Source organism: Microbacterium sp. CFH 31415 (assembly GCF_022538185.1).
Taxonomy (GTDB): domain Bacteria; phylum Actinomycetota; class Actinomycetes; order Actinomycetales; family Microbacteriaceae; genus Microbacterium.
Genome location: NZ_JAKYXC010000006.1, coordinates 1 through 18,398 on the forward strand (window position 1 = coordinate 1; position 18,398 = coordinate 18,398).

The 18,398-nt window shown below is 71.4% G+C and carries 14 protein-coding genes; 10 read left to right on the forward strand and 4 right to left on the reverse strand.

Annotated features, from left to right (window positions below; genetic code table 11):
• Window positions 1-244: 244 nt before the first annotated feature.
• Window positions 245-1,108 carry an SDR family oxidoreductase gene (locus tag MK786_RS08105; protein WP_241111726.1) on the reverse strand — a complete coding sequence of 288 codons (864 nt, stop codon included), beginning with the start codon at window positions 1,106-1,108 and terminating at the stop codon, window positions 245-247.
• A 225-nt stretch (window positions 1,109-1,333) separates the two neighbouring features.
• Between MK786_RS08105 and recQ the strand changes: the two genes are divergently transcribed.
• Both recQ and MK786_RS08115 read left to right on the forward strand, forming a co-directional pair.
• Complete coding sequence (gene recQ / locus MK786_RS08110; protein ID WP_241111727.1) at window positions 1,334-3,325, forward strand: DNA helicase RecQ; 1,992 nt, start codon at window positions 1,334-1,336, stop codon at window positions 3,323-3,325.
• 114 nt (window positions 3,326-3,439) lie between these two features.
• Complete coding sequence (locus tag MK786_RS08115; RefSeq protein WP_241111728.1) at window positions 3,440-5,110, forward strand: formate--tetrahydrofolate ligase; 1,671 nt, start codon at window positions 3,440-3,442, stop codon at window positions 5,108-5,110.
• A 21-nt stretch (window positions 5,111-5,131) separates the two neighbouring features.
• Here MK786_RS08115 and MK786_RS08120 read toward each other — a convergent pair whose 3' ends face one another.
• The 3 genes from MK786_RS08120 to MK786_RS08130 form a co-directional block, all read right to left on the reverse strand.
• Window positions 5,132-5,611 (reverse strand): GNAT family N-acetyltransferase, encoded by a 480-nt coding sequence (locus MK786_RS08120; RefSeq protein ID WP_241111729.1) that lies wholly within the window; start codon window positions 5,609-5,611, stop codon window positions 5,132-5,134.
• Between the two features lie 44 nt (window positions 5,612-5,655).
• Window positions 5,656-6,921 (reverse strand): GNAT family N-acetyltransferase, encoded by a 1,266-nt coding sequence (locus tag MK786_RS08125; protein ID WP_241111730.1) that lies wholly within the window; start codon window positions 6,919-6,921, stop codon window positions 5,656-5,658.
• 129 nt (window positions 6,922-7,050) lie between these two features.
• Window positions 7,051-7,527: a GNAT family N-acetyltransferase gene (locus MK786_RS08130; protein ID WP_241111731.1), complete on the reverse strand. Its 477-nt coding sequence runs from the start codon at window positions 7,525-7,527 to the stop codon at window positions 7,051-7,053.
• A gap of 205 nt (window positions 7,528-7,732) precedes the next feature.
• Between MK786_RS08130 and MK786_RS08135 the strand changes: the two genes are divergently transcribed.
• From MK786_RS08135 to MK786_RS08170, 8 genes are all read left to right on the forward strand, one after another.
• A complete protein-coding gene (locus MK786_RS08135) occupies window positions 7,733-9,838 on the forward strand; it encodes an acyl-CoA dehydrogenase (RefSeq protein ID WP_241111732.1) in 2,106 nt (701 codons plus the stop codon).
• Between the two features lie 106 nt (window positions 9,839-9,944).
• On the forward strand, window positions 9,945-10,517 hold the full coding sequence (locus MK786_RS08140) for a DNA-3-methyladenine glycosylase I (RefSeq protein WP_308220032.1): 573 nt from the start codon (window positions 9,945-9,947) through the stop codon (window positions 10,515-10,517).
• Window positions 10,518-10,620: 103 nt separating this feature from the next.
• The gene (locus tag MK786_RS08145) at window positions 10,621-10,914 is read left to right on the forward strand and encodes a hypothetical protein (RefSeq protein WP_241111733.1); all 294 of its coding nucleotides are present in this window, start codon (window positions 10,621-10,623) and stop codon (window positions 10,912-10,914) included.
• Window positions 10,911-12,530: a hypothetical protein gene (locus MK786_RS08150; RefSeq protein WP_241111734.1), complete on the forward strand. Its 1,620-nt coding sequence runs from the start codon at window positions 10,911-10,913 to the stop codon at window positions 12,528-12,530. Before MK786_RS08145 ends, MK786_RS08150 begins: the two co-directional genes overlap by 4 nt.
• A 6-nt stretch (window positions 12,531-12,536) precedes the next feature.
• Window positions 12,537-12,995, forward strand: a complete 459-nt coding sequence (locus tag MK786_RS08155) for a hypothetical protein (RefSeq protein ID WP_241111957.1) — start codon at window positions 12,537-12,539, stop codon at window positions 12,993-12,995.
• The gene (locus MK786_RS08160; protein WP_241111735.1) at window positions 12,992-13,630 is read left to right on the forward strand and encodes a hypothetical protein; all 639 of its coding nucleotides are present in this window, start codon (window positions 12,992-12,994) and stop codon (window positions 13,628-13,630) included. Before MK786_RS08155 ends, MK786_RS08160 begins: the two co-directional genes overlap by 4 nt.
• A gap of 39 nt (window positions 13,631-13,669) precedes the next feature.
• Window positions 13,670-15,910, forward strand: coding sequence for an LLM class flavin-dependent oxidoreductase (locus tag MK786_RS08165; protein WP_241111736.1), 2,241 nt, complete (start codon window positions 13,670-13,672; stop codon window positions 15,908-15,910).
• A 107-nt stretch (window positions 15,911-16,017) separates the two neighbouring features.
• A complete protein-coding gene (locus MK786_RS08170) occupies window positions 16,018-18,375 on the forward strand; it encodes an excinuclease ABC subunit UvrA (RefSeq protein WP_241111737.1) in 2,358 nt (785 codons plus the stop codon).
• The last annotated feature ends 23 nt before the right edge of the window (window positions 18,376-18,398 follow it).

Sequence of the window (18,398 nt, forward strand, 5' to 3'; positions counted from 1 at the left end):
GGGGGGGCGGGGCCGGGGGCGCCCGTGCCGCAAGATCGGAGATCGTCCCCGACACGCCGGGGCGCGGCATCCCGCCCCCGGCGTGTCGGTCACGAACTCCGATGTTGCGACGGGGCGACGCCACCAGGTCGAGGTCAGGGGATCTGGCCGGCGCAGGGCATCTCGGGACACCGACCTGTACGCGCGAGCTGTCCTGTTCCGGGAGACGTCGAGCCAGCGGCGGGTCGCCGGGCGAGGCATCGGCTCAGCCGAGGGCGACGCCGCCGTCGGAGGTCAGCACCTGCCCGACCACCCACGCGCCCTCCGGGGTGGAGAGCCACGCGATCAGGCGCGCGGGGTCATCCGGGGTGCCGACGCGTCCGAACGGGGTGGTGCGGATCCACTCCTGGATCTCCTCGAGCGGGCGGTCCGTCGTCTCGGGGTCGAGGTAGCCGGTGTTGACCGGGCCGGGATCGATCGTGTTGAGGATGATGCCGAGGTCGAGCAGCTCCGCGGCGACCGTCTTCGTGATGCCCGCGAGCGCGGCCTTGCTGGTCGCGTAGGCGACCTCGCCGCGCATCGGGCCGTGGATCTGTCCCGAGGTCATCCAGAAGACGCGTCCGACGGGCTCGGCGAAGGGCTCGTCGCGTCCGGGACGCTCGCCCGGTCGCGTCTCGGGGGCGTCCGGCCGGTGGAGTCCCGCGAACGCCTGCGTCAGCAGCAGCGACGAACGTGCGTTGGCGGACCAGAACGCGTCGAGTCGCTCGGCCGTCATGTCGAGGATCGAACCGTCGCCGCCGCTCTGCGCGTGGTTGCACACCAGGATGTCGAGCGTGCCGGTGAGCGCGCGCGCCCGTTCGATGAGGGCGGGGATCGCGTCGGCGTCGCGCAGATCGGCCTCTGCATCGCCGAATGAAGCGCCGGGGGTGAGCGCCGCGCGCAGCTCGGCACGGACGGCGTCGAGGTCGTCGCCGCCCCAAGGGAGGGCGGTGTCGTGCGGCCGGAAGTGATGGATGAAGATGTTCGCGCCGAGGCCTGCGAGCCGTGACGCGACGGCGAAGCCGATCCCGCGGCGGCGAGAGACGCCGGTGACGAGGGCGGTCTTGCCGCGAAGAGGAAGAGAGAACATGCGATGCCTTTCGGATGCCTCGACCCGCGCGCCCGGCAGGGCGGCGTGCGATCGAGCCGGCGCGGTGGCGCCGGGGTGACGGGAGCGGAAGCGGGTCAACGGCATTGCATAGCGCCGAGGATATCGGGTGCCGGGGCTCCTCCCCGGTCAAGCGCGGCGCCGACGTCTCCCCAGCGGGTGGGAGCCCGGGCCGGGGCGTCGGCGCCCGCGGCTACCCTGGATCCGATGAGCATTCCGCAGGGCGACCCGTACGCCGACCTCGTGTGGGACCCCGACGAGCTCGCACCCCCGCCCGAGTTCGACGAGCCCCCCTACGTCGAGCCATCGCGCGGCTACGCCTCCGCGGCGCCGGCTACGGCCGGGCCCGCCCTCGAGCCCGCGTTCACCGCCGCCCCGCGCCGCGACTTCGTCGGCTCCGACCCGCGCGCGGTGCTGCACGAGGTCTACGGGTACGACGCCTTCCGCGGCGAGCAGGGCGCTATCGTCGAGCACGTCGTCTCCGGCGGCGACGCCGTCGTGCTCATGCCGACCGGCGGCGGCAAGAGCGTCTGCTACCAGGTGCCCGCCCTCGTGCGCCCGGGCACCGGGCTCGTCGTGAGCCCGCTCATCGCCCTCATGCACGACCAGGTCGACGCCCTCGTCGCGAACGGCGTGCGGGCCGCCTACCTCAACTCGACGCAGTCGCCGCCCGAGCGCGCGGCGGTCGAGCAGGCGTATCTCGCCGGCGACCTCGACCTGCTCTACGTCGCTCCCGAGCGGCTCAACACCGAAGCGACCCTGCGCTTCCTCGCGCGCGGTCGGCTCAGCGTCATCGCGATCGACGAAGCGCACTGCGTCTCGCAGTGGGGCCACGACTTCCGGCCCGACTACCTCGCGCTGGGCGACCTGGCCGAGCGGTTCCCCGGCGTTCCCCGCCTCGCGCTCACCGCCACCGCCACGCCTGCGACGCACCGCGAGCTCACCGAGCGACTGCGGCTGCCGAAGGCGCGGCACTTCGTCGCCAGCTTCGACCGCCCGAACATCCAGTACCGCATCGAGGCCAAGACCGATCCGCGCCGGCAGCTCGCCGCGTTCATCCGGGCTCAGCCCGAGGGGTCGGCGGGAATCGTCTACGCGCTCAGCCGCAAATCGGTCGAGCAGACGGCGGAGTTCCTGCGCACGCAGGGTGTCGACGCCCTGCCGTATCACGCGGGGCTCGACGCATCCGTCCGCGCCGCCAATCAGTCCCGCTTCCTGCGCGACGACGGCGTCGTCATGGTGGCGACGATCGCCTTCGGCATGGGCATCGACAAGCCCGATGTTCGGTTCGTCGCGCACATCGACCTGCCCAAGTCCGTCGAGGGCTACTACCAGGAGACCGGCCGCGCGGGCCGCGACGGCGACCCGTCCGTGGTGTGGATGGCGTACGGCCTCGGCGACGTCGTGCAGCAGCGCCGCATGATCGATCAGAGCCCCGGCGACCGCGCGTACAAGACCCGCCTGGGCCAGCATCTCGACGCGATGCTCGGGTTGTGCGAGACGATCGGATGCCGCCGCCAGAACCTCCTCGCCTACTTCGGGCAGGACTCTCAGCCGTGCGGCAACTGCGACACCTGCATCGAGGCGCCCGAGACGTGGGACGGTCTCGTGCCCGCCCAGAAGCTTCTGTCGACGATCGTCCGCCTGCAGCGGGAGCGTGGGCAGGCCTTCGGCGCGGGTCACCTCATCGACATCCTGCGCGGATCGTCGACCGAGCGCATCCGGCAGCAGGGCCACGACGCCCTGTCGACGTACGGCCTCGGCGCCGACCTCAGCGAGCAGGACTGGCGCAGCGTGATCCGGCAGCTGCTGGCCCGCGGCATCCTCGTATCCCGCGGCGAATACGGCACGCTGGCGCTCGGCGAACCTGCCGCCGGGGTGCTGCGCGCTGAGACGCCGGTGCCGCTCCGTCGTGACGTGCTCGGTCGCTCGACGACTCCGCGCGTGCGCAAGGTCGCGGCATCCGACACCCTCGCCGACGGCGATCGCGCGCTCTTCGAGGCCCTGCGCGAATGGCGAGCCGGCGTCGCGAAAGAACTGGGTGTGCCCGCGTACATCGTGTTCGGCGACGCGACCCTGCGTGCCCTTGCGGAGGTGCGCCCCGCGAGCCTCGCCGACCTCGACGGCGTGACGGGCATCGGCGCCAAGAAGCGCGAGGCGTACGGCGAGGCGGTGCTCGGAGTCATCGCGGCGGCCTGATCCCGGACCTCACCGCGGCGTCACGGGCCGTGAAACGGACTCGGGCTCCGCACCCTCGCACGGTCGCCCGCATAGGCTGACCTCGCGGACGACGGCGTCCGCCGAAGGGGCAGCATGAACCCGAGCAACATCGACATCGCCCAGGCCGCAGAGATGCTGCCGATCGATCGGATCGCAGCGGGGCTGGGCATTCCGGCGGACAGCCTCGAGCAGTACGGGCGCTACAAGGCGAAGGTCGCCCTGCCCTGGCTCGCGGGGCTGGCGGATCGCCCCGACGGCAAGCTCATCCTGATGACGGCGATGTCTCCCACGCCGGCGGGTGAGGGCAAGACGACGACCACCGTCGGCCTCGGCGACGCGCTCAGCCGGATCGGCCGACGCGCGATGATCTGCCTGCGCGAGCCCGCGCTCGGACCGGTCTTCGGCATGAAGGGCGGCGCCGCGGGCGGCGGCTACGCCCAGGTCGTTCCGATGGAAGACATCAACCTGCACTTCACGGGCGACTTCGCGGCGATCGCCTTCGCCACCAACCTGCTCGCCGCGCTCATCGACAACCACGTGCATCGGGGCAACGCGCTGGGAATCGACGTGCGGCGGATCACCTGGCGCCGGGTCCTCGACGTCAACGACCGCGCCCTGCGCGACATCGTCGTCGGTCTCGGTCCCGACAACGGCTACCCGCGGGAGTCGGGCTTCGACATCGTCGTGGCGAGCGAGGTGATGGCGATCTTCTGCCTCGCGCACGACCTCGCCGACCTGCGCGAGCGACTCGGTGACATCGTCGTCGCCTACACGCGCGATCACCGTCCGGTGCGCGCCCGCGATCTCGACGCCCACGGCGCGATGACGGCGATCCTGCGCGACGCGTTCGCGCCGAACCTCGTGCAGACCCTCGAGCACACCCCTGCGTTCGTGCACGGCGGGCCGTTCGCGAACATCGCGCACGGCTGCAACTCGCTCGTCGCGACGCGCGCCGCGCTCAAGCTGGCCGACTACGTCGTCACGGAAGCGGGCTTCGGCTCCGACCTCGGGGCCGAGAAGTTCGTCGACATCCTCTGCCGGTCCTCCGGACTGCGACCGTCCGCGGCCGTGATCGTGGCGACGGTCCGGGCGACCAAGTACCACGGCGGTGTGGAGGTCGCCGACCTGCCCGCCGAGAACCTCGCCGCGATCGAGAAGGGCTCGGCGAACCTGCTCCGGCACCTCGGCATCGTGCGCGACATCCTCGGGCTGCCGGCCGTCGTTGCGATCAACCATCGCGCGGAAGACACCGACGCCGAGATCGCGGCGCTCGTCGGCATCGTGGAGCGGGAGGGCGCGCGCGCCGTCGTCGCACGCCACTTCGCCGAGGGCAGCGCGGGCGCCGAGGCGCTCGCGCGCGAGGTCGTGCGGCTGTGCGACGAGCCGTCGGAGCTGCAGTTCGTCTACGCGGACGACGCCTCGCTCTGGACGAAGATGAAGACGATCGCCACCCGCGTGTACGGGGCGTCGGACATCACGGCCACCACCGCCGTCCGCGCGCGCATCCGGAGTCTGCAGGAGGAGGGGTACGGCGGCTACTCGATCTGCGTCGCGAAGACCCAGTACTCGTCCTCGACCGACTCCAAGCTGCGCGGCGCCCCCACCGGGCACGTGGTCGAGATCCGCGAGGTGCGGCTGGCTGCCGGCGCCCGGTTCGTCGTGATGGTCTGCGGCGCGGTCATGACCATGCCCGGGCTCCCGGTCGTGCCGGCCGCCGCATCGATCGACGTCGACGAGGACGGCAGGATCGTCGGCCTCTTCTGACCCGCGGGCCGTCGCTGGCGACTACAGCCCGTCGACCGACCGCGCGCCCAGCGTCCGCGACAGGTAGAAGGCACGTTCGCCGGTTTCGGGCTGCACCAGTTCGAAGTCGTGACGGCCGTAGAAGCGGAGCGCATCCACGTCGCCCTCGTCGACGTTCACCTCGAGCAGCTCGACGCCGCGCGCGGCGCACTCGCCCGCCACGAGGGCGATCATCTCGCTGCCGATTCCCCGCCCTCGCAGGGCGGCCGCGACATAGAGCTCGTCGAGGAGTGCGACGGGGCCGTCGAACCAGACGTTCGTGCGGAGCGTGACCAGCGCGACCCCGTCGGGACCATTGCCGCCGAGGACGGCGAAAGTCGCCGTCCCCGCGAGCAGCGTGCGCAGTCGCGGCGCGAGCGTTGCCGGTCCGGGACTCTCGGTGTCGAACTCGGTGTTGAAGTCATGCAGCAGCCGGGCGACGGTCTCGGCGTCGTCGACGGTCGCGAGTCGGGCGTCGGTCATTCCGCCACGGTACGGCGGGCGGAGCGTGAGGGCCAGGGTGCGCGTCAGGCAGGTGCGAACGACCGCACCCGCTCGACCCGCAGCACGTGGGGCAGCGCGGCGGTGTCGCGCGTGCCGTCGGCGCGCGGGAACTCGTAGACGTCGAGCATGAACTGCAGCGGGTAGTCGATCGACTGCGCGACGGTCTTCACCCAGGCGCCGTCGATGAAGAACCGCACACGCTCCGGGGTCCATTCGACGGCGTAGTCGTGCATCGCCGTGAGGTCGCCGTGGACGCGCACCTTCTCGAAGTCCTCGCGCAGCCGGCCGTCGTTCTGCGGCTTCACGCCGACGCCCACCCAGCCGCCGTCATCGTCGAGCTCGCCGCCGAAGATCTCGGCGATGCAGAGCTCTCCGCAGTCCTCGGGCTGTTCCTCGAACCCGATCGGCCAGAACGCCACCATCACGTCGGGGTGGCGGATCGCGGCGAGGCGCACCTCGATCACCCCGTGGCGCACGAGCCAGCCCCGGTGCTCGGGCTGCTCCTCGGTCACGATGAGCCCGGTCCGGAACCTGTGCTGCCCCGTGCCGCTGCCCACCGGCCCCGAGAACTGGCCGGTCTGCACGTGCGACACGCGCAGGTCGCCGTCGAGCGGGGGCGCCCACGGGACGGTGTCTTCGTCGATCCTCAGCTCGAGGCCGCCCCGTGCGATCGACCAGCGCGCGGCCGAGGCATTCCGAGACGACCACTGCGGCGTGTAGAAGGGCCACCATCGCCCGGTGTCGAGAGCGAGTCCGTCGAACCTCTCCTCGACGTCGGGCGCACGCCCGGCGAGATCGAGGGGAGACACGTCGAGCACCCACGTGTTGTACGTCAGCTCGCCGCCGCGCCACGGGATGGTGCCCGATCCGCGGGGCTCGAAGCCGGCACCGCGGCACAGCGCGTTCGAGGCGAGGTTGTCGGCGCCCGGGTAGGCGACCAGCAGTGTGCGCCTGCCGTCGGCGGCGACCAGGCGGGTGACCTGCCGCAGCGCCTCGCGTGCCACGCCGCGACCCTGCCACCGGGGCTCGACCGACCAGCCCGTCTCGAAGGCGGGCACCCCTTCGTGGTCGGTCTGCCAGTACCCGATGGCGCCCGCCGGGATGCCGTCGACGTCGATCCGCATCATGCGGGCCGCACCGGCGGCGTTGAGGCGCAGGTAGCGGGCGTGTCGCTCGCGCACCTGCTCGTCGGTCTCGGGCCCGCCGAGGTGCGCGGTCATCTCGGGCGTGTTCGCCCTCTCGAGCACGGCGAGGTCGCCCTCGCGCCACGGGCGCAGTTCGATGGTCATCACGCCCATTCTGCGGCCCGCCTCCGACGCCCTCCCCCGCCGAATCGCCCGGATGCCCGCCGAGTTGCCGATGGAGGCGCCCTTCCGTCTCGTGAACCCGCCGTCACTGGCAACTCGGCGCCGCCAGGACTACGGGCGGATGACCCAGACCGCGACCTCGACCGGAGCACCGCCGTCCTCGCCCGGGAACACACCCGTGCCCTCGAGCTCGAATCCGACCCGACGGCAGAGAGCGTGGGATGCCTTGTTCCCGACGTGCGCGTAGCCGACGATCGGACGCCCGTCCCCGGAAGCGACGGCCCGGCGCACCACCTCCGCGAGCACGGCGGATGCGACGCCCCGCCCCTGCCACGCCGGCTCGATGACGCAGCCCACCTCGTAGGCCGGCGCGCCCTCGTGCTCCTGCTCCCACCATCCCGCGTAGCCGAGGGTGACGCCGTCACCCTCGACGCGGAACATCGACTCCCCGTCGAGGTACTCCACGTGCCGCTGGGCGAGCGCCGCCTCCGACTCGGGCCCGCCGAGGAAGCGCGTGAGCTCGGCGGTGTTCGCCCGGCGCAGCACCTCGAGGTCGTCTGCGCGCCATGGCGCGAGCGTGATCTGCATGCCCACCTCCCCCGTCCGCGCGGCGTCCGCGCCGAGTCCGCGCGAGTCTGCGCCCATCCTGCCGCGCTGTGGGCTGGGCACAACGGGACCGCGCCTCGCCACGCGCCCCCGTTGTGGTACTCATCCAAGCCGTTTGGGTGCGCGTTGTGGGAGTCCTACCGTCGATGGTGACTTCCCCGTCCTCCGACACCGAGAGGTGACGCATATGGCCGACGCCGCCGTCCGCTCCCGCAAACCCGCCACCAACAAGCGCACGCCCGCCGGAGGTGCCCCCACCGCGCCGCACAGCGCGGCCGAGGCATCCGATCCCCGCATCGACATCGCCGCGGTCACCGACCTGCTCCTCGGCACGTGGGCCGAGACGCGTCGTGAAGCGCGCGAGATGATCAAGGACTCCGCCTTCTGGAAGATCGAGGGTCAGCCGATGGCTGAGCACCGCGAGCGCACCCTGACGCAGCTGCAGGCACTGGTCGAGCACGGCGGATCCCGCCGCGCCTTCCCGGCGGAGTACGGCGGGCTGGGCGACAACGGGGCCAACATCGCCGGGTTCATGGAGCTCGTCCTCGCCGACCCCAGCCTTCAGATCAAGTCGGGCGTGCAGTGGGGGCTCTTCGGCTCGGCCGTGTACCAGCTCGGCACCCAGAAGCACCACGACAAGTGGCTGCGCGACATCATCGACCTGTCGCTTCCGGGCGCCTTCGCGATGACCGAGACAGGACACGGATCGGATGTCGCCGCCATCGGCACCACGGCGACGTACGACCCCGAGACCGAGGAGTTCGTGATCCATACGCCGTTCCGCGGTGCGTGGAAGGACTACCTCGGCAACGCCGCGCTGCACGGCAAGGCCGCGACGGTCTTCGCCCAGCTCATCACGGGCGGCGTCAACTACGGCGTGCACTGCTTCTTCGTGCCGCTGCGCGACGACGCGGGAGACTTCCTGCCCGGAGTCGGCGGCGAGGACGACGGCGTCAAGGGCGGTCTCAACGGCATCGACAACGGCCGCCTCCACTTCGACCGGGTGCGCGTCCCGCGCGAGAACCTGCTGAACCGGTACGGCGACGTGGCGGCCGACGGCACCTACAGCTCCGATATCCCCTCGCCCGGCCGCCGCTTCTTCACGATGCTCGGCGCCCTCGTGCAGGGTCGCGTGTCGCTGGACGGCGCGGCCACGACCGGCTCTGCGCTGGCGCTGCACATCGCTCTCACGTACGCGAACCAGCGTCGCCAGTTCGACTCGGGCGCCGGCAGCAGCGAGGTCGTGCTGCTCGACTACGGCAAGCACCAGCGGCGCCTCCTGCCGCTGCTCGCCCAGAACTACGCGCAGTTCTTCGCCAACGACGAGCTGCTGCGCAAATTCGACGCGGTCTTCAGCGGACGCGAGGACACCCCTGACAACCGCGAGGACCTCGAGACCCTCGCCGCCGCGCTCAAGCCCCTCTCGACCTGGAACGCGCTCAGCACGATCCAGGAAGCGCGAGAGGCGTGCGGCGGCGCGGGCTTCCTCGCCGAGAACCGCATGGTCGGGCTGCACCAGGACCTCGACGTGTACGTCACGTTCGAGGGCGACAACAACGTGCTGCTCCAGCTCGTCGGCAAGCGTCTCCTCTCCGACTACGCGAAGCAGTTCAAGGGAGCGGATGCCGCGACCCTCGCGCGCTTCGCGGTCGGCCAGACCGCCGGCCGGGTGTTCCACGGCGCCGGCCTGCGCCAGCTCGGGCAGTCGGTCGCCGACCTGGGCTCGACGGCGCGCTCGGTGGAGTTCGGACTGCGCGAGGACCAGCAGCACGACCTGCTCGCCGGCCGTGTGCAGCAGATGGTGGCCGACATCGCCGGTGCGCTGCGCCCGGCGGCGAAGCTCTCGCCGGCCGAGGCGGCGGCGATCTTCAACCGCCACCAGGCCGAGCTGATCGAGGCGGCGCGTGCCCACGGCGAGCTGCTGCAGTGGGAGGCCTTCACCGACGGGGTGCACAAGGTCGAGGACGCCGGCACCCGCCAGGTGCTCACGTGGCTGCGCGACCTGTTCGCGCTGCACCTGATCGAGAAGCACCTGGCGTGGTACCTGATCAACGGGCGCCTGTCGGCCCAGCGGGCGGCCTCGGTGTCGCGATACATCGACCGGCTCGCCGCGCGCCTGCGCCCGCACGCTCAGGACCTCGTCGACGCCTACGGCTTCGCGCCGGAGCACGTGCGCGCTCCGATCGCGTCGGGTGCGGAGCTCGAGCGGCAGACCGAGGCGCGCGAGTACTACGCCGCGCTCGCCGCGTCGGGCGAGGCGCCCGTGTCGGAGAAGTCGCTGAAGACGAAGTGACGCGGGATGCCGGTGCGGAGCGACCCGCGCCGCGTCCGCCCGCCTCGGTGGCTGCGCCGGGCCTGCCCGCCTCGGCGACGTCGGCGAGCCCACCTAGGCTGAGCGCGTGAGCACCGACACCCGCACCGGTCCCGACGGCATCGACCGCTGCGGGTGGGTCGGCGACGACCCCGAGTACCGCCGATATCACGACGAGGAGTGGGGCGTCCCGCTGCACGGCGACCGTGCGCTCTTCGAGAAGATGAGCCTCGAGGGCTTCCAGGCCGGGCTGTCGTGGATCACGATCCTGCGCAAGCGTCCTCGGTTCCGCGAGGTGTTCGCCGGGTTCGCGCCCGCCGCGGTGGCCCAGTTCGACGACGAGGACGTCGAGCGGCTGATGGCCGACGCCGGCATCATCCGCAACCGGGCGAAGATCCTCGCGACGATCTCGAACGCCCGCCTCGTCACCGAGCTGGACGAGGGTGAGCTCGACGCCTTCATGTGGTCGTTCGCGCCGCCGTCGCGCCCCCGGCCCGCGAGCTTCGCCGAGGTGCCCGCCACGACGTCCGACTCCGACGCCCTCAGCAAGGCGCTGCGCACGCGCGGCTTCCGCTTCGTCGGCTCGACGACGATGTACGCGCTCATGCAGTCGGCCGGCATGGTCGACGATCACGTCGTCGGGTGCTGGCGCGCCGCGTGACGCGCGCGGCCCCGCCCGCGGCCCGCGGTGGGGGATTGTCCCCATCGTCTCCGCCCGGCGCAGACCATAGGCTCGACCTCGTCGCGCCGAGACGGGGGAGCCGATGACAGACGTCGAGCTGGATCTGACAGCGCTGCGCCTCGCGCGCGGCCGCGTCGCCGCCGCGCTCGAGACGTTTCGCAGCGCCGACCGCGTGGGCGACGACCTGGCCGAGCTGACCGGCGAGCACCGTCTGGCCGGCAAGGTCCGCGACTTCGCGGGCAACTGGGACTACAACCGCGGAAAGCTCGAGGAGCAGCTGGTGACCCTGCGCGACTGGCTCGAGGCGATCGACGACACGATGACCGAGCTCGACCAGTCGATGGGCGATTCCGTCGATCAGGGGACGACGCCGTGACTTCGGGGCTGGAGTGGGAGTTCGAGGACGTCTTCGCCGGACGCCCGACCGAGCTCGAGAGCCGGGCGCGCCGCCTGCAGACCACTGCCGAGGCCATCTCGCGCGCGGCCGACGCATTGCGCGACCTCGTCGACGACCAGCGCAGCCTCGCGACCGAGGCCCTCGAGGCGTCGGCGGAAGAAGCATCCGCCGGTCTTCGTCGCGCCCGGCGCCGCTACGGCGGCACGGCGACGGCGCTGACGACGTACGCCGTCGAGCTCGCGCCGATCCAGGCGAGCGCGCGCGCGGCCATCGCCGACGCCGACTTCCATCAGGCGCGCAGCCACCGCCTGCAGGGCAACGCCGACGATCTGCGCAACGACATCGTCCGCGCCGAGGCGGAGGGCTCGTCCACCGACGCCCTTTACGAGCAGCTCTGGTCCACGAGCGACGGAGCGGCCCACTCCGCCCAGCAGGTCGACGCCGCGCGGCGCACCCTCGATCAGGCGCGGCAGGACATCTGGGATGCCGCGGACCGCGCGATCGACGCGATCGAGACGGCCATCGAGCACGGCGCCGACTCGTTCGGCGATAACTGGAATCAGTTCTGGAGCGGTGTCGGCGACTTCTTCGAGATGGTGGGCGAGTGGGCATCGCAGGTGCTCTCGGTGGTGGTCGACGCGCTCATGGAGGTGCTCAGCGCCCTCGTCTCGGCGCTGGTGGTCGCCCTGCTGCTGGTGGTCGGTCTGCTCCTCGTCGGGCTGGTGTTCGTGGCCTTCGGCCTGGTGGGCCTGATCCTGCTGGGTGTCGTGCTGGCCGCCGCGCTGCTGACCCTCGCCATCGCCGAGATGCTGGGCAAGCCGCAACAGGTCTCCGGTTCGCAGCGCAGCACCGCGGCCACGGGGGATGCGGAGGCGGATGCCGCGGCCGACGCCCTGGAGGCGCGCGACTATCAGGGGCTCATGGCGGACCTCGCCGAGCAGGACTCGCAGGGCGGCGAAGACCTGACGCAGATCCGCGTCGTCGCCATCCGCGATGCCGAGGGCAACGTCATCTCGTGGCGGGTGCAGCTGCCGAGCACCCAGAACTGGGACCCGCTCAACACCGGGGGCGCCCTCAACGACGCCCGCACCGACGCGATGCTGTCGATGTTCCCGGGTGTGCCGACGCAGTACGAGCAGGCGGTGTGGGACGCGATGACCGAGGCCGGGGTCTTCGAGAGCGAGGCGCCGATCATGTTCACCGGCTGGTCGCTCGGCGGCATGATGGCGGGCGAGCTCGCCACCAGCCCGCGGGTCGCCGATCGCGTCGAGTCGGTGTTCACCGCCGGCTCCGCCATAGACAAGCACTACAGCGACATGCCGCCCGACGTGCGGGTCACTCAGATCAACAACGGCATCGATCCCGTCCACACGCTCGAGTTCCTCGGACTCGACCCCATCGACTACGTGCGGTTCGACAACGACTGGCAGACCTACCGCCCGCTCGCATGGCCGATGCACGACTCCGGAATGTATGGTGCTGAGGCGGAGCGGTACCTGCCCGAGCCGCGTCCCGGTGACGAGATCTTCTTCGCTGGTGAGGGCGCAGGCAGCTACGAAGACGTGTACGTCGCCGAATACACGAGAGGGTCCTGAGTGCCGATGAAGCGATTCCGCGCCGTGCTCGCCATCGCCGTCGCGATCGGCGCCCTTGCGCTCGCGGGCTGTGCGTCCGACTCCGACGTGGGCGGGCTCGAGTCCGGTCTCTCCGAGGTCGACGGAGTCAACGGCGCTCTGGCGTACACGACCCACTCGGGCGGACCGTGGAGCACCCAGGTCGTGGTGCTGCTGTTCGTCGACGACCCCTCCGATGAGACCGTCGTCGCAACGGCGAGGGCAGCGGCGCCCGTGCTGGCCGGAGACCCCGCCTCGTCGGGCCGAGAGGTGTCCGTCTACTTCATCGACGGCGACCGCGCGGACTACGAAGGCCGCTCCGCCGCCTTCGCCGACGCCGTCCCCGTGACGCCCGCGCTCGCCGAGGCGCTCGGCGTCTTGCAGCCCGGCAGCGAGGCGCTCCGCCTCTCACCCGACGACGTCCGCCGCCTCGCTGACGGGTCGTGACTGCGACCGACGAGTCGACGCGCGTCGCGCCGCGGCTCACGTTCCAGCTGCCCGGGCGCTGGCTCGCCGTCGACCCGCGCGATCGGGTCGCGGCATCCCTCCGCATCGACGAGGTCGTGCGCGAAGTGGTCGGAACGGCCGACGACGCCGCGATCGCGCGGCGACGGCTGCGCGACCAGCTGCGCACCGTCGTCGACAGAGCAGCGGATGCCTCGGCCCATGCGCTCTTCCTGTGCATCGAGATCGTGCCCGACCTGGCCACACCCGCATCGCTCACGGTGCACGCGCCGGTGGGGATGCGCATGACCCCGGCGGTGGGCACCTCGGCCGACGCCGTGCTCGCGGTGCTGCAGGAGAGCTTCCGCGTGCTGGAGGTCGACGGCGCCGACACCGGCCGGCGGCTCGACGGACCGCGCGCGAGCATGCTGCGGCTCGACCGCGTCCACGAGGAGCGCGTCGAGGAGGACGGCGTCGAGGCGGTGTCGACGCGACTCGAAGCCGAGTACTGGTTCGCCGTGCCCGGGTCGAAGCAGGTCGTGCTCGCGAGCTTCGCCACCCCGCTCGGCGAGATCCGCTCCGCCATGCTCAACCTGTTCGACTCGATCGCGCTCGCCGCGTCGTTCGGCACGGAATGATCCCGGCCGCCGAGGCGTTCGCAGACTCGGAGGACCCACATGGATTACGGACACGCACTCGAGTTCGGCGCATTCATCACACCCGCCGCGGCGAACCCCGATGTCCCCGTTCTGCTCTCGCAGGCGGCTGAGGCCTCGGGTCTCGACCTCGTCACCTTCCAGGACCATCCCTACCAGCCCGCGTTCCTCGACACGTGGACGCTCATGTCGTTCGTGGCGGCGCGCACCGACCGCATCCGCATCGCTCCCAACGTGCTCAACGTGCCGCTGCGCCCGCCCGCCGTCGTGGCGCGGTCGGCGGCGAGCCTCGACCTGCTGTCGGGTGGCCGGTTCGACCTGGCGCTCGGCGCCGGCGGTTTCTGGGACGCGATCGAGGCGATGGGCGGCGGACGACTCACGCCCGGCCAGGCGGTGACCGCGCTGGAGGAGGCGATCGATGTCATCCGCGCGCTGTGGGACACCAGCGAGCGGCGCGGCGCATTCACCGACGGGGAGTTCCACCGCGTCCACGGCGCGAAGCGCGGGCCGAGTCCCGCCCACCGCATCCCGATCTGGATCGGCGCGTACAAGCCGCGCATGCTCGCCCTCACCGGACGCAAAGGCGACGGCTGGCTCCCATCGCTCGGCTACATGAAGCCCGGTGACCTCGCGCGCGGAAACGCCGCGATCGACGCGGCGGCCGAGTCGGCGGACCGCGACCCCCGCGAGATCCGCCGCCTGCTCAACGTCGGGCAGCTCGCCGCCGACCCCGCCGAGTTCGCCGAGAGGCTCGCGCAGCTCGCCCTCGAGGACGGCATCGGCACGTTCATCCTCGCCGGCGACGACCCGCGCCTGCTGCAGACCTTCGGCCAGGAGGTCGCGCCCGCCGTCCGCGAGCTGGTCGCCCGCGAGCGGACCGCCCGCGGCACGGTGCAGGGGGAGGTGCGCTCGGCCGCCGTGCTCGCCGCACGCCGCGAGGGCATCGCCTACGACGACGTGCCCGAGGGGCTCACCGCGATCGAACCCGGCGACTTCGGCTACGGCGACGTACGGTCCACGTACATGCGCGGCGGGTCGCCGGGCATCGTGCTGCAGCCCGACTCGCCCGCCCAGGTCGCCGAGGCGATCGCTTTCGCCCGCCGTCACCCGGGGCTTCCGCTCGCGGTGCGCAGCGGCGGCCACGGGATCAGCGGGCGCAGCACCAACGACGGCGGCCTCGTCATCGACCTGCGCCGGCTCGACGCCATCGAGGTCCTCGACGAGGAGCGCCGTCTCGTGCGAATCGGGCCGGGTGCGCGCTGGATGCAGGTCGCGGCGGCCCTCGGCGAGCACGGCTGGGCGCTCACCTCGGGCGATTATGGCGGGGTCGGCGTCGGCGGCCTCGCGACTGCGGGCGGCATCGGCTTCCTTGCGCGCGAGCACGGCCTGACCATCGATCACCTGCGTGCGGTGGAAGTGGTGCTGGCCGACGGCTCGATCGTGCGCGCCGACGCCGACACGCACCCCGATCTCTTCTGGGCGGTGCGGGGCGCGGGCGGAAACGTCGGCATCGTCACAGCCTTCGAGTTCGAAGTCGACGAGGTCGGCGACATCGGGTGGGCGCAGCTGGCGTTCCAGGTCGACGACCTGGCGGAGTTCCTGGAGGGGTACGGAAGCATCGTCGAGGGCTCGCCGCGGGACCTCACCGCGTTCCTCCTCGCGGGAGGCCCGCGACCGGGTCAGCCCCAGGTGGTCCAGCTGTACGGCGTGGTCGACTCCGACGATCCCGACACGATCATCGCGCGGCTGCAGCCGTTCGCCGAGCTGGCGCCGCTCGTGCAGCAGTCCGTGCAGGTCGCGTCGTACGCCCAGGTGATGGCCAACGCGGATCTCGGCCCCCAGCACGGCGTGGGCGAGCCCCATTCCCGCTCGGGACTGATCGACCACATCACGCCCGAGTTCGCACAGACGGCGGCACGGATGCTGGCCTCCGGCGCAGTGCCGTTCTTCCAGCTCCGCGCGGTCGGCGGCGCGGTGGCCGACGTGGCCGAGCACGCCACGGCGTACGCCCACCGCTCGGCGAACTTCTCCGTCGTGGCGCTCGGCTCCGACGCCCAGCGACTCGATGTGCAGTGGCGGGCGCTCGCCGAGCACACCGCAGGCATGTACCTGAGCTTCGACTCGTCGGAGCGGCCCGAGCGCATCGCCGAGGCGTTCCCGCCGGCGACGCTCGAGCGGCTGCGCGCGGTGAAGGCCGCGTACGACCCGACGTGCGTGTTCCGCGACAACTTCGCGATCGAGCCGGCGGCCGACGCGGCCTGAGGCTGCTCGAGCCGCGACGGGCAGCCTGCGGATCGAGCAGGATCGAGGAAGCAGGGTGTCCGCGATCCTGGCCACAATGTAGGGTCGCCATCGATCGGAAGGACCCCATGGCCGAGGCATCCGTCCCCCACATCGCCGACTCGCACGAGGTCATCCGCGTCATCGGAGCTCGTGAGAACAACCTCAAGAACGTCGACGTCGAGATCCCGAAGCGCCGCCTGACGGTCTTCACCGGGGTCAGCGGCTCGGGCAAGTCGTCGCTGGTGTTCGGCACGATCGCCAACGAGTCGCAGCGCCTCATCAACGAGACCTACCCGACCTTCGTGCAGCAGTTCATGGCGCAGCTCAGCCGCCCCGAGGTCGACGGGCTCGAGAATGTGAGTCCGGCGATCATCGTCGACCAGGAGCGCATGGGCGCGAACGCGCGGTCCACCGTCGGCACCGCGACCGACGCGCACGCGATGCTGCGCCTGCTGTTCAGCCGCATCGGCCGGCCGCACGTCGGGTCGCCGCAGGCGTTCTCGTTCAACGTGCCCTCGGTGTCGGGGGCCGGCGCGGTCACGATCGCGGTCGGCAAGGACAAGGGCAAGAAGGAGCGCCGGTCGTTCGAGATCACGGGGGGCATGTGCCCGCGCTGCGAGGGACTGGGCGAGGTGAGCGACGTCGACCTCGACGAGCTCTACGACAAGACCAAGTCGCTCGCCGACGGCGCGATCACCATCCCCGGGTACAGCCCCGACGGCTGGATGGTGAAGGGGTTCAGCGAGTCGGGCCTCGTCGATCCGAACAAGCCGATCCAGGACTACACCGAGCAGGAGCGCGCCGACTTCCTCTACAAGGAGCCGACGAAGATCAAGATCCAGGGCATCAACATGACCTACGAGGGTCTGGTGCCGAAGATCACGAAGTCGATGCTCCAGAAGGACCGTGACTCGCTCCAGCCGCACATCCGCGCGTTCGTCGACCGCGCCGTGAAGTTCCTTCCGTGCCCGGAGTGCGGGGGCACGCGTCTCAACGAGGGCGCGCGCTCGTCGAAGATCAACGGGATCAGCATCGCGGATGCCGCGGCCATGCAGATCACCGATCTCGCGGCGTGGCTCGAGACCGTCGACACCCCCGATGTGGCGCCGCTGATGGTCAGCCTGCGCCAGCTCATCGGGTCGTTCATCGACATCGGGCTGGGCTATCTGTCGCTCGACCGCGCATCCGGCACCCTGTCGGGCGGCGAGGCGCAGCGCACCAAGATGATCCGCCACCTCGGCTCGGCGCTCACCGACATCTCGTATGTCTTCGACGAGCCCACGGCGGGACTGCATCCGCACGACATCCAGCGCATGAACGCGCTGCTGCTCCTGCTGCGCGACAAGGGCAACACCGTGCTCGTCGTCGAGCACAAGCCCGAGGTGATCGAGATCGCCGACCATGTGGTCGACCTCGGACCCGGCGCGGGAAAGGCGGGCGGCGAGATCCAGTACGAGGGCGACGTCCCGGGGCTGCGCGCCTCGGGGACGATCACCGGGCGGCACCTCGACGACCGCGCGCGGCTGAAAGAGGCGACGCGGACGCCGAGGGGGGCGCTCGAGATCCGCGGCGCCACGCAGCACAACCTCAAGAGTGTCGACGTCGACATCCCGCTCGGCATCCTGACTGTCGTGACCGGCGTCGCCGGGTCGGGCAAGTCATCGCTCATCCACGGCAACGTGCCCGCCTTCGACGACGTCGTGGTCGTCGACCAGTCGCCGATCAAGGGCAACCGGCGCTCCAGCCCCGCGACCTACACCGGCATCCTCGACACCGTGCGCAGCGCGTTCGCGAAGGCGAACGGCGTCAAGCCGGCTCTTTTCAGCGCCAACTCCGAAGGCGCGTGCCCGGCCTGCCGGGGGCTCGGCGTGATCATCACGAACCTCGGCTTCACGCAGACGGTCGAGACGCTGTGCGAGCTGTGCGAGGGCACCGGCTTCAGCGACGTCGTGCTGGAGTACACGCTCGACGGCAGGAACATCGCCGAAGTCCTCGCGATGTCGGCGTCCGAGGCCGCCGAGTTCCTCGCCAAGGGGCCGGCGCACACCATCCTCGTCCGCATGATCGACGTCGGACTCGGCTACCTCACGCTCGGCCAGGCGCTCAACACCCTGTCGGGCGGCGAACGGCAGCGACTCAAGCTCGCGATCTCGATGGCCAAGAAGGGCGCGATCTACGTGCTCGACGAGCCGACGACCGGCCTGCACCTCGCCGATGTCGACAACATGCTCGGGATGCTCGACCGCCTCGTCGACGCCGGCAACAGCGTCATCGTGATCGAGCACCACCAGGCTGTCATGGCGCACGCCGACTGGATCATCGACCTCGGCCCGGGCGCCGGACACGACGGCGGAGAGATCGTCTTCCGGGGTACGCCCGCCGATCTCGTGGCCTCGGGCACCGGCCTCACGGCGAAGCATCTCCGCGAGTACATCGCGCGCTGACCGCCCGGGGCGCGCCGTGGGTG

Bases quoted from the DNA above. Each gene is read 5' to 3' on its own strand.
- MK786_RS08105 (WP_241111726.1), bottom strand. From the start codon at position 1,108: ATGTTCTCTCTTCCTCTTCGCGGCAAGACCGCCCTCGTCACCGGCGTC.
- recQ (WP_241111727.1), top strand. From the start codon at position 1,334: ATGAGCATTCCGCAGGGCGACCCGTACGCCGACCTCGTGTGGGACCCC.
- MK786_RS08115 (WP_241111728.1), top strand. From the start codon at position 3,440: ATGAACCCGAGCAACATCGACATCGCCCAGGCCGCAGAGATGCTGCCG.
- MK786_RS08120 (WP_241111729.1), bottom strand. From the start codon at position 5,611: ATGACCGACGCCCGACTCGCGACCGTCGACGACGCCGAGACCGTCGCC.
- MK786_RS08125 (WP_241111730.1), bottom strand. From the start codon at position 6,921: ATGACCATCGAACTGCGCCCGTGGCGCGAGGGCGACCTCGCCGTGCTC.
- MK786_RS08130 (WP_241111731.1), bottom strand. From the start codon at position 7,527: ATGCAGATCACGCTCGCGCCATGGCGCGCAGACGACCTCGAGGTGCTG.
- MK786_RS08135 (WP_241111732.1), top strand. From the start codon at position 7,733: ATGGCCGACGCCGCCGTCCGCTCCCGCAAACCCGCCACCAACAAGCGC.
- MK786_RS08145 (WP_241111733.1), top strand. From the start codon at position 10,621: ATGACAGACGTCGAGCTGGATCTGACAGCGCTGCGCCTCGCGCGCGGC.
- MK786_RS08155 (WP_241111957.1), top strand. From the start codon at position 12,537: ATGAAGCGATTCCGCGCCGTGCTCGCCATCGCCGTCGCGATCGGCGCC.
- MK786_RS08165 (WP_241111736.1), top strand. From the start codon at position 13,670: ATGGATTACGGACACGCACTCGAGTTCGGCGCATTCATCACACCCGCC.
- MK786_RS08170 (WP_241111737.1), top strand. From the start codon at position 16,018: ATGGCCGAGGCATCCGTCCCCCACATCGCCGACTCGCACGAGGTCATC.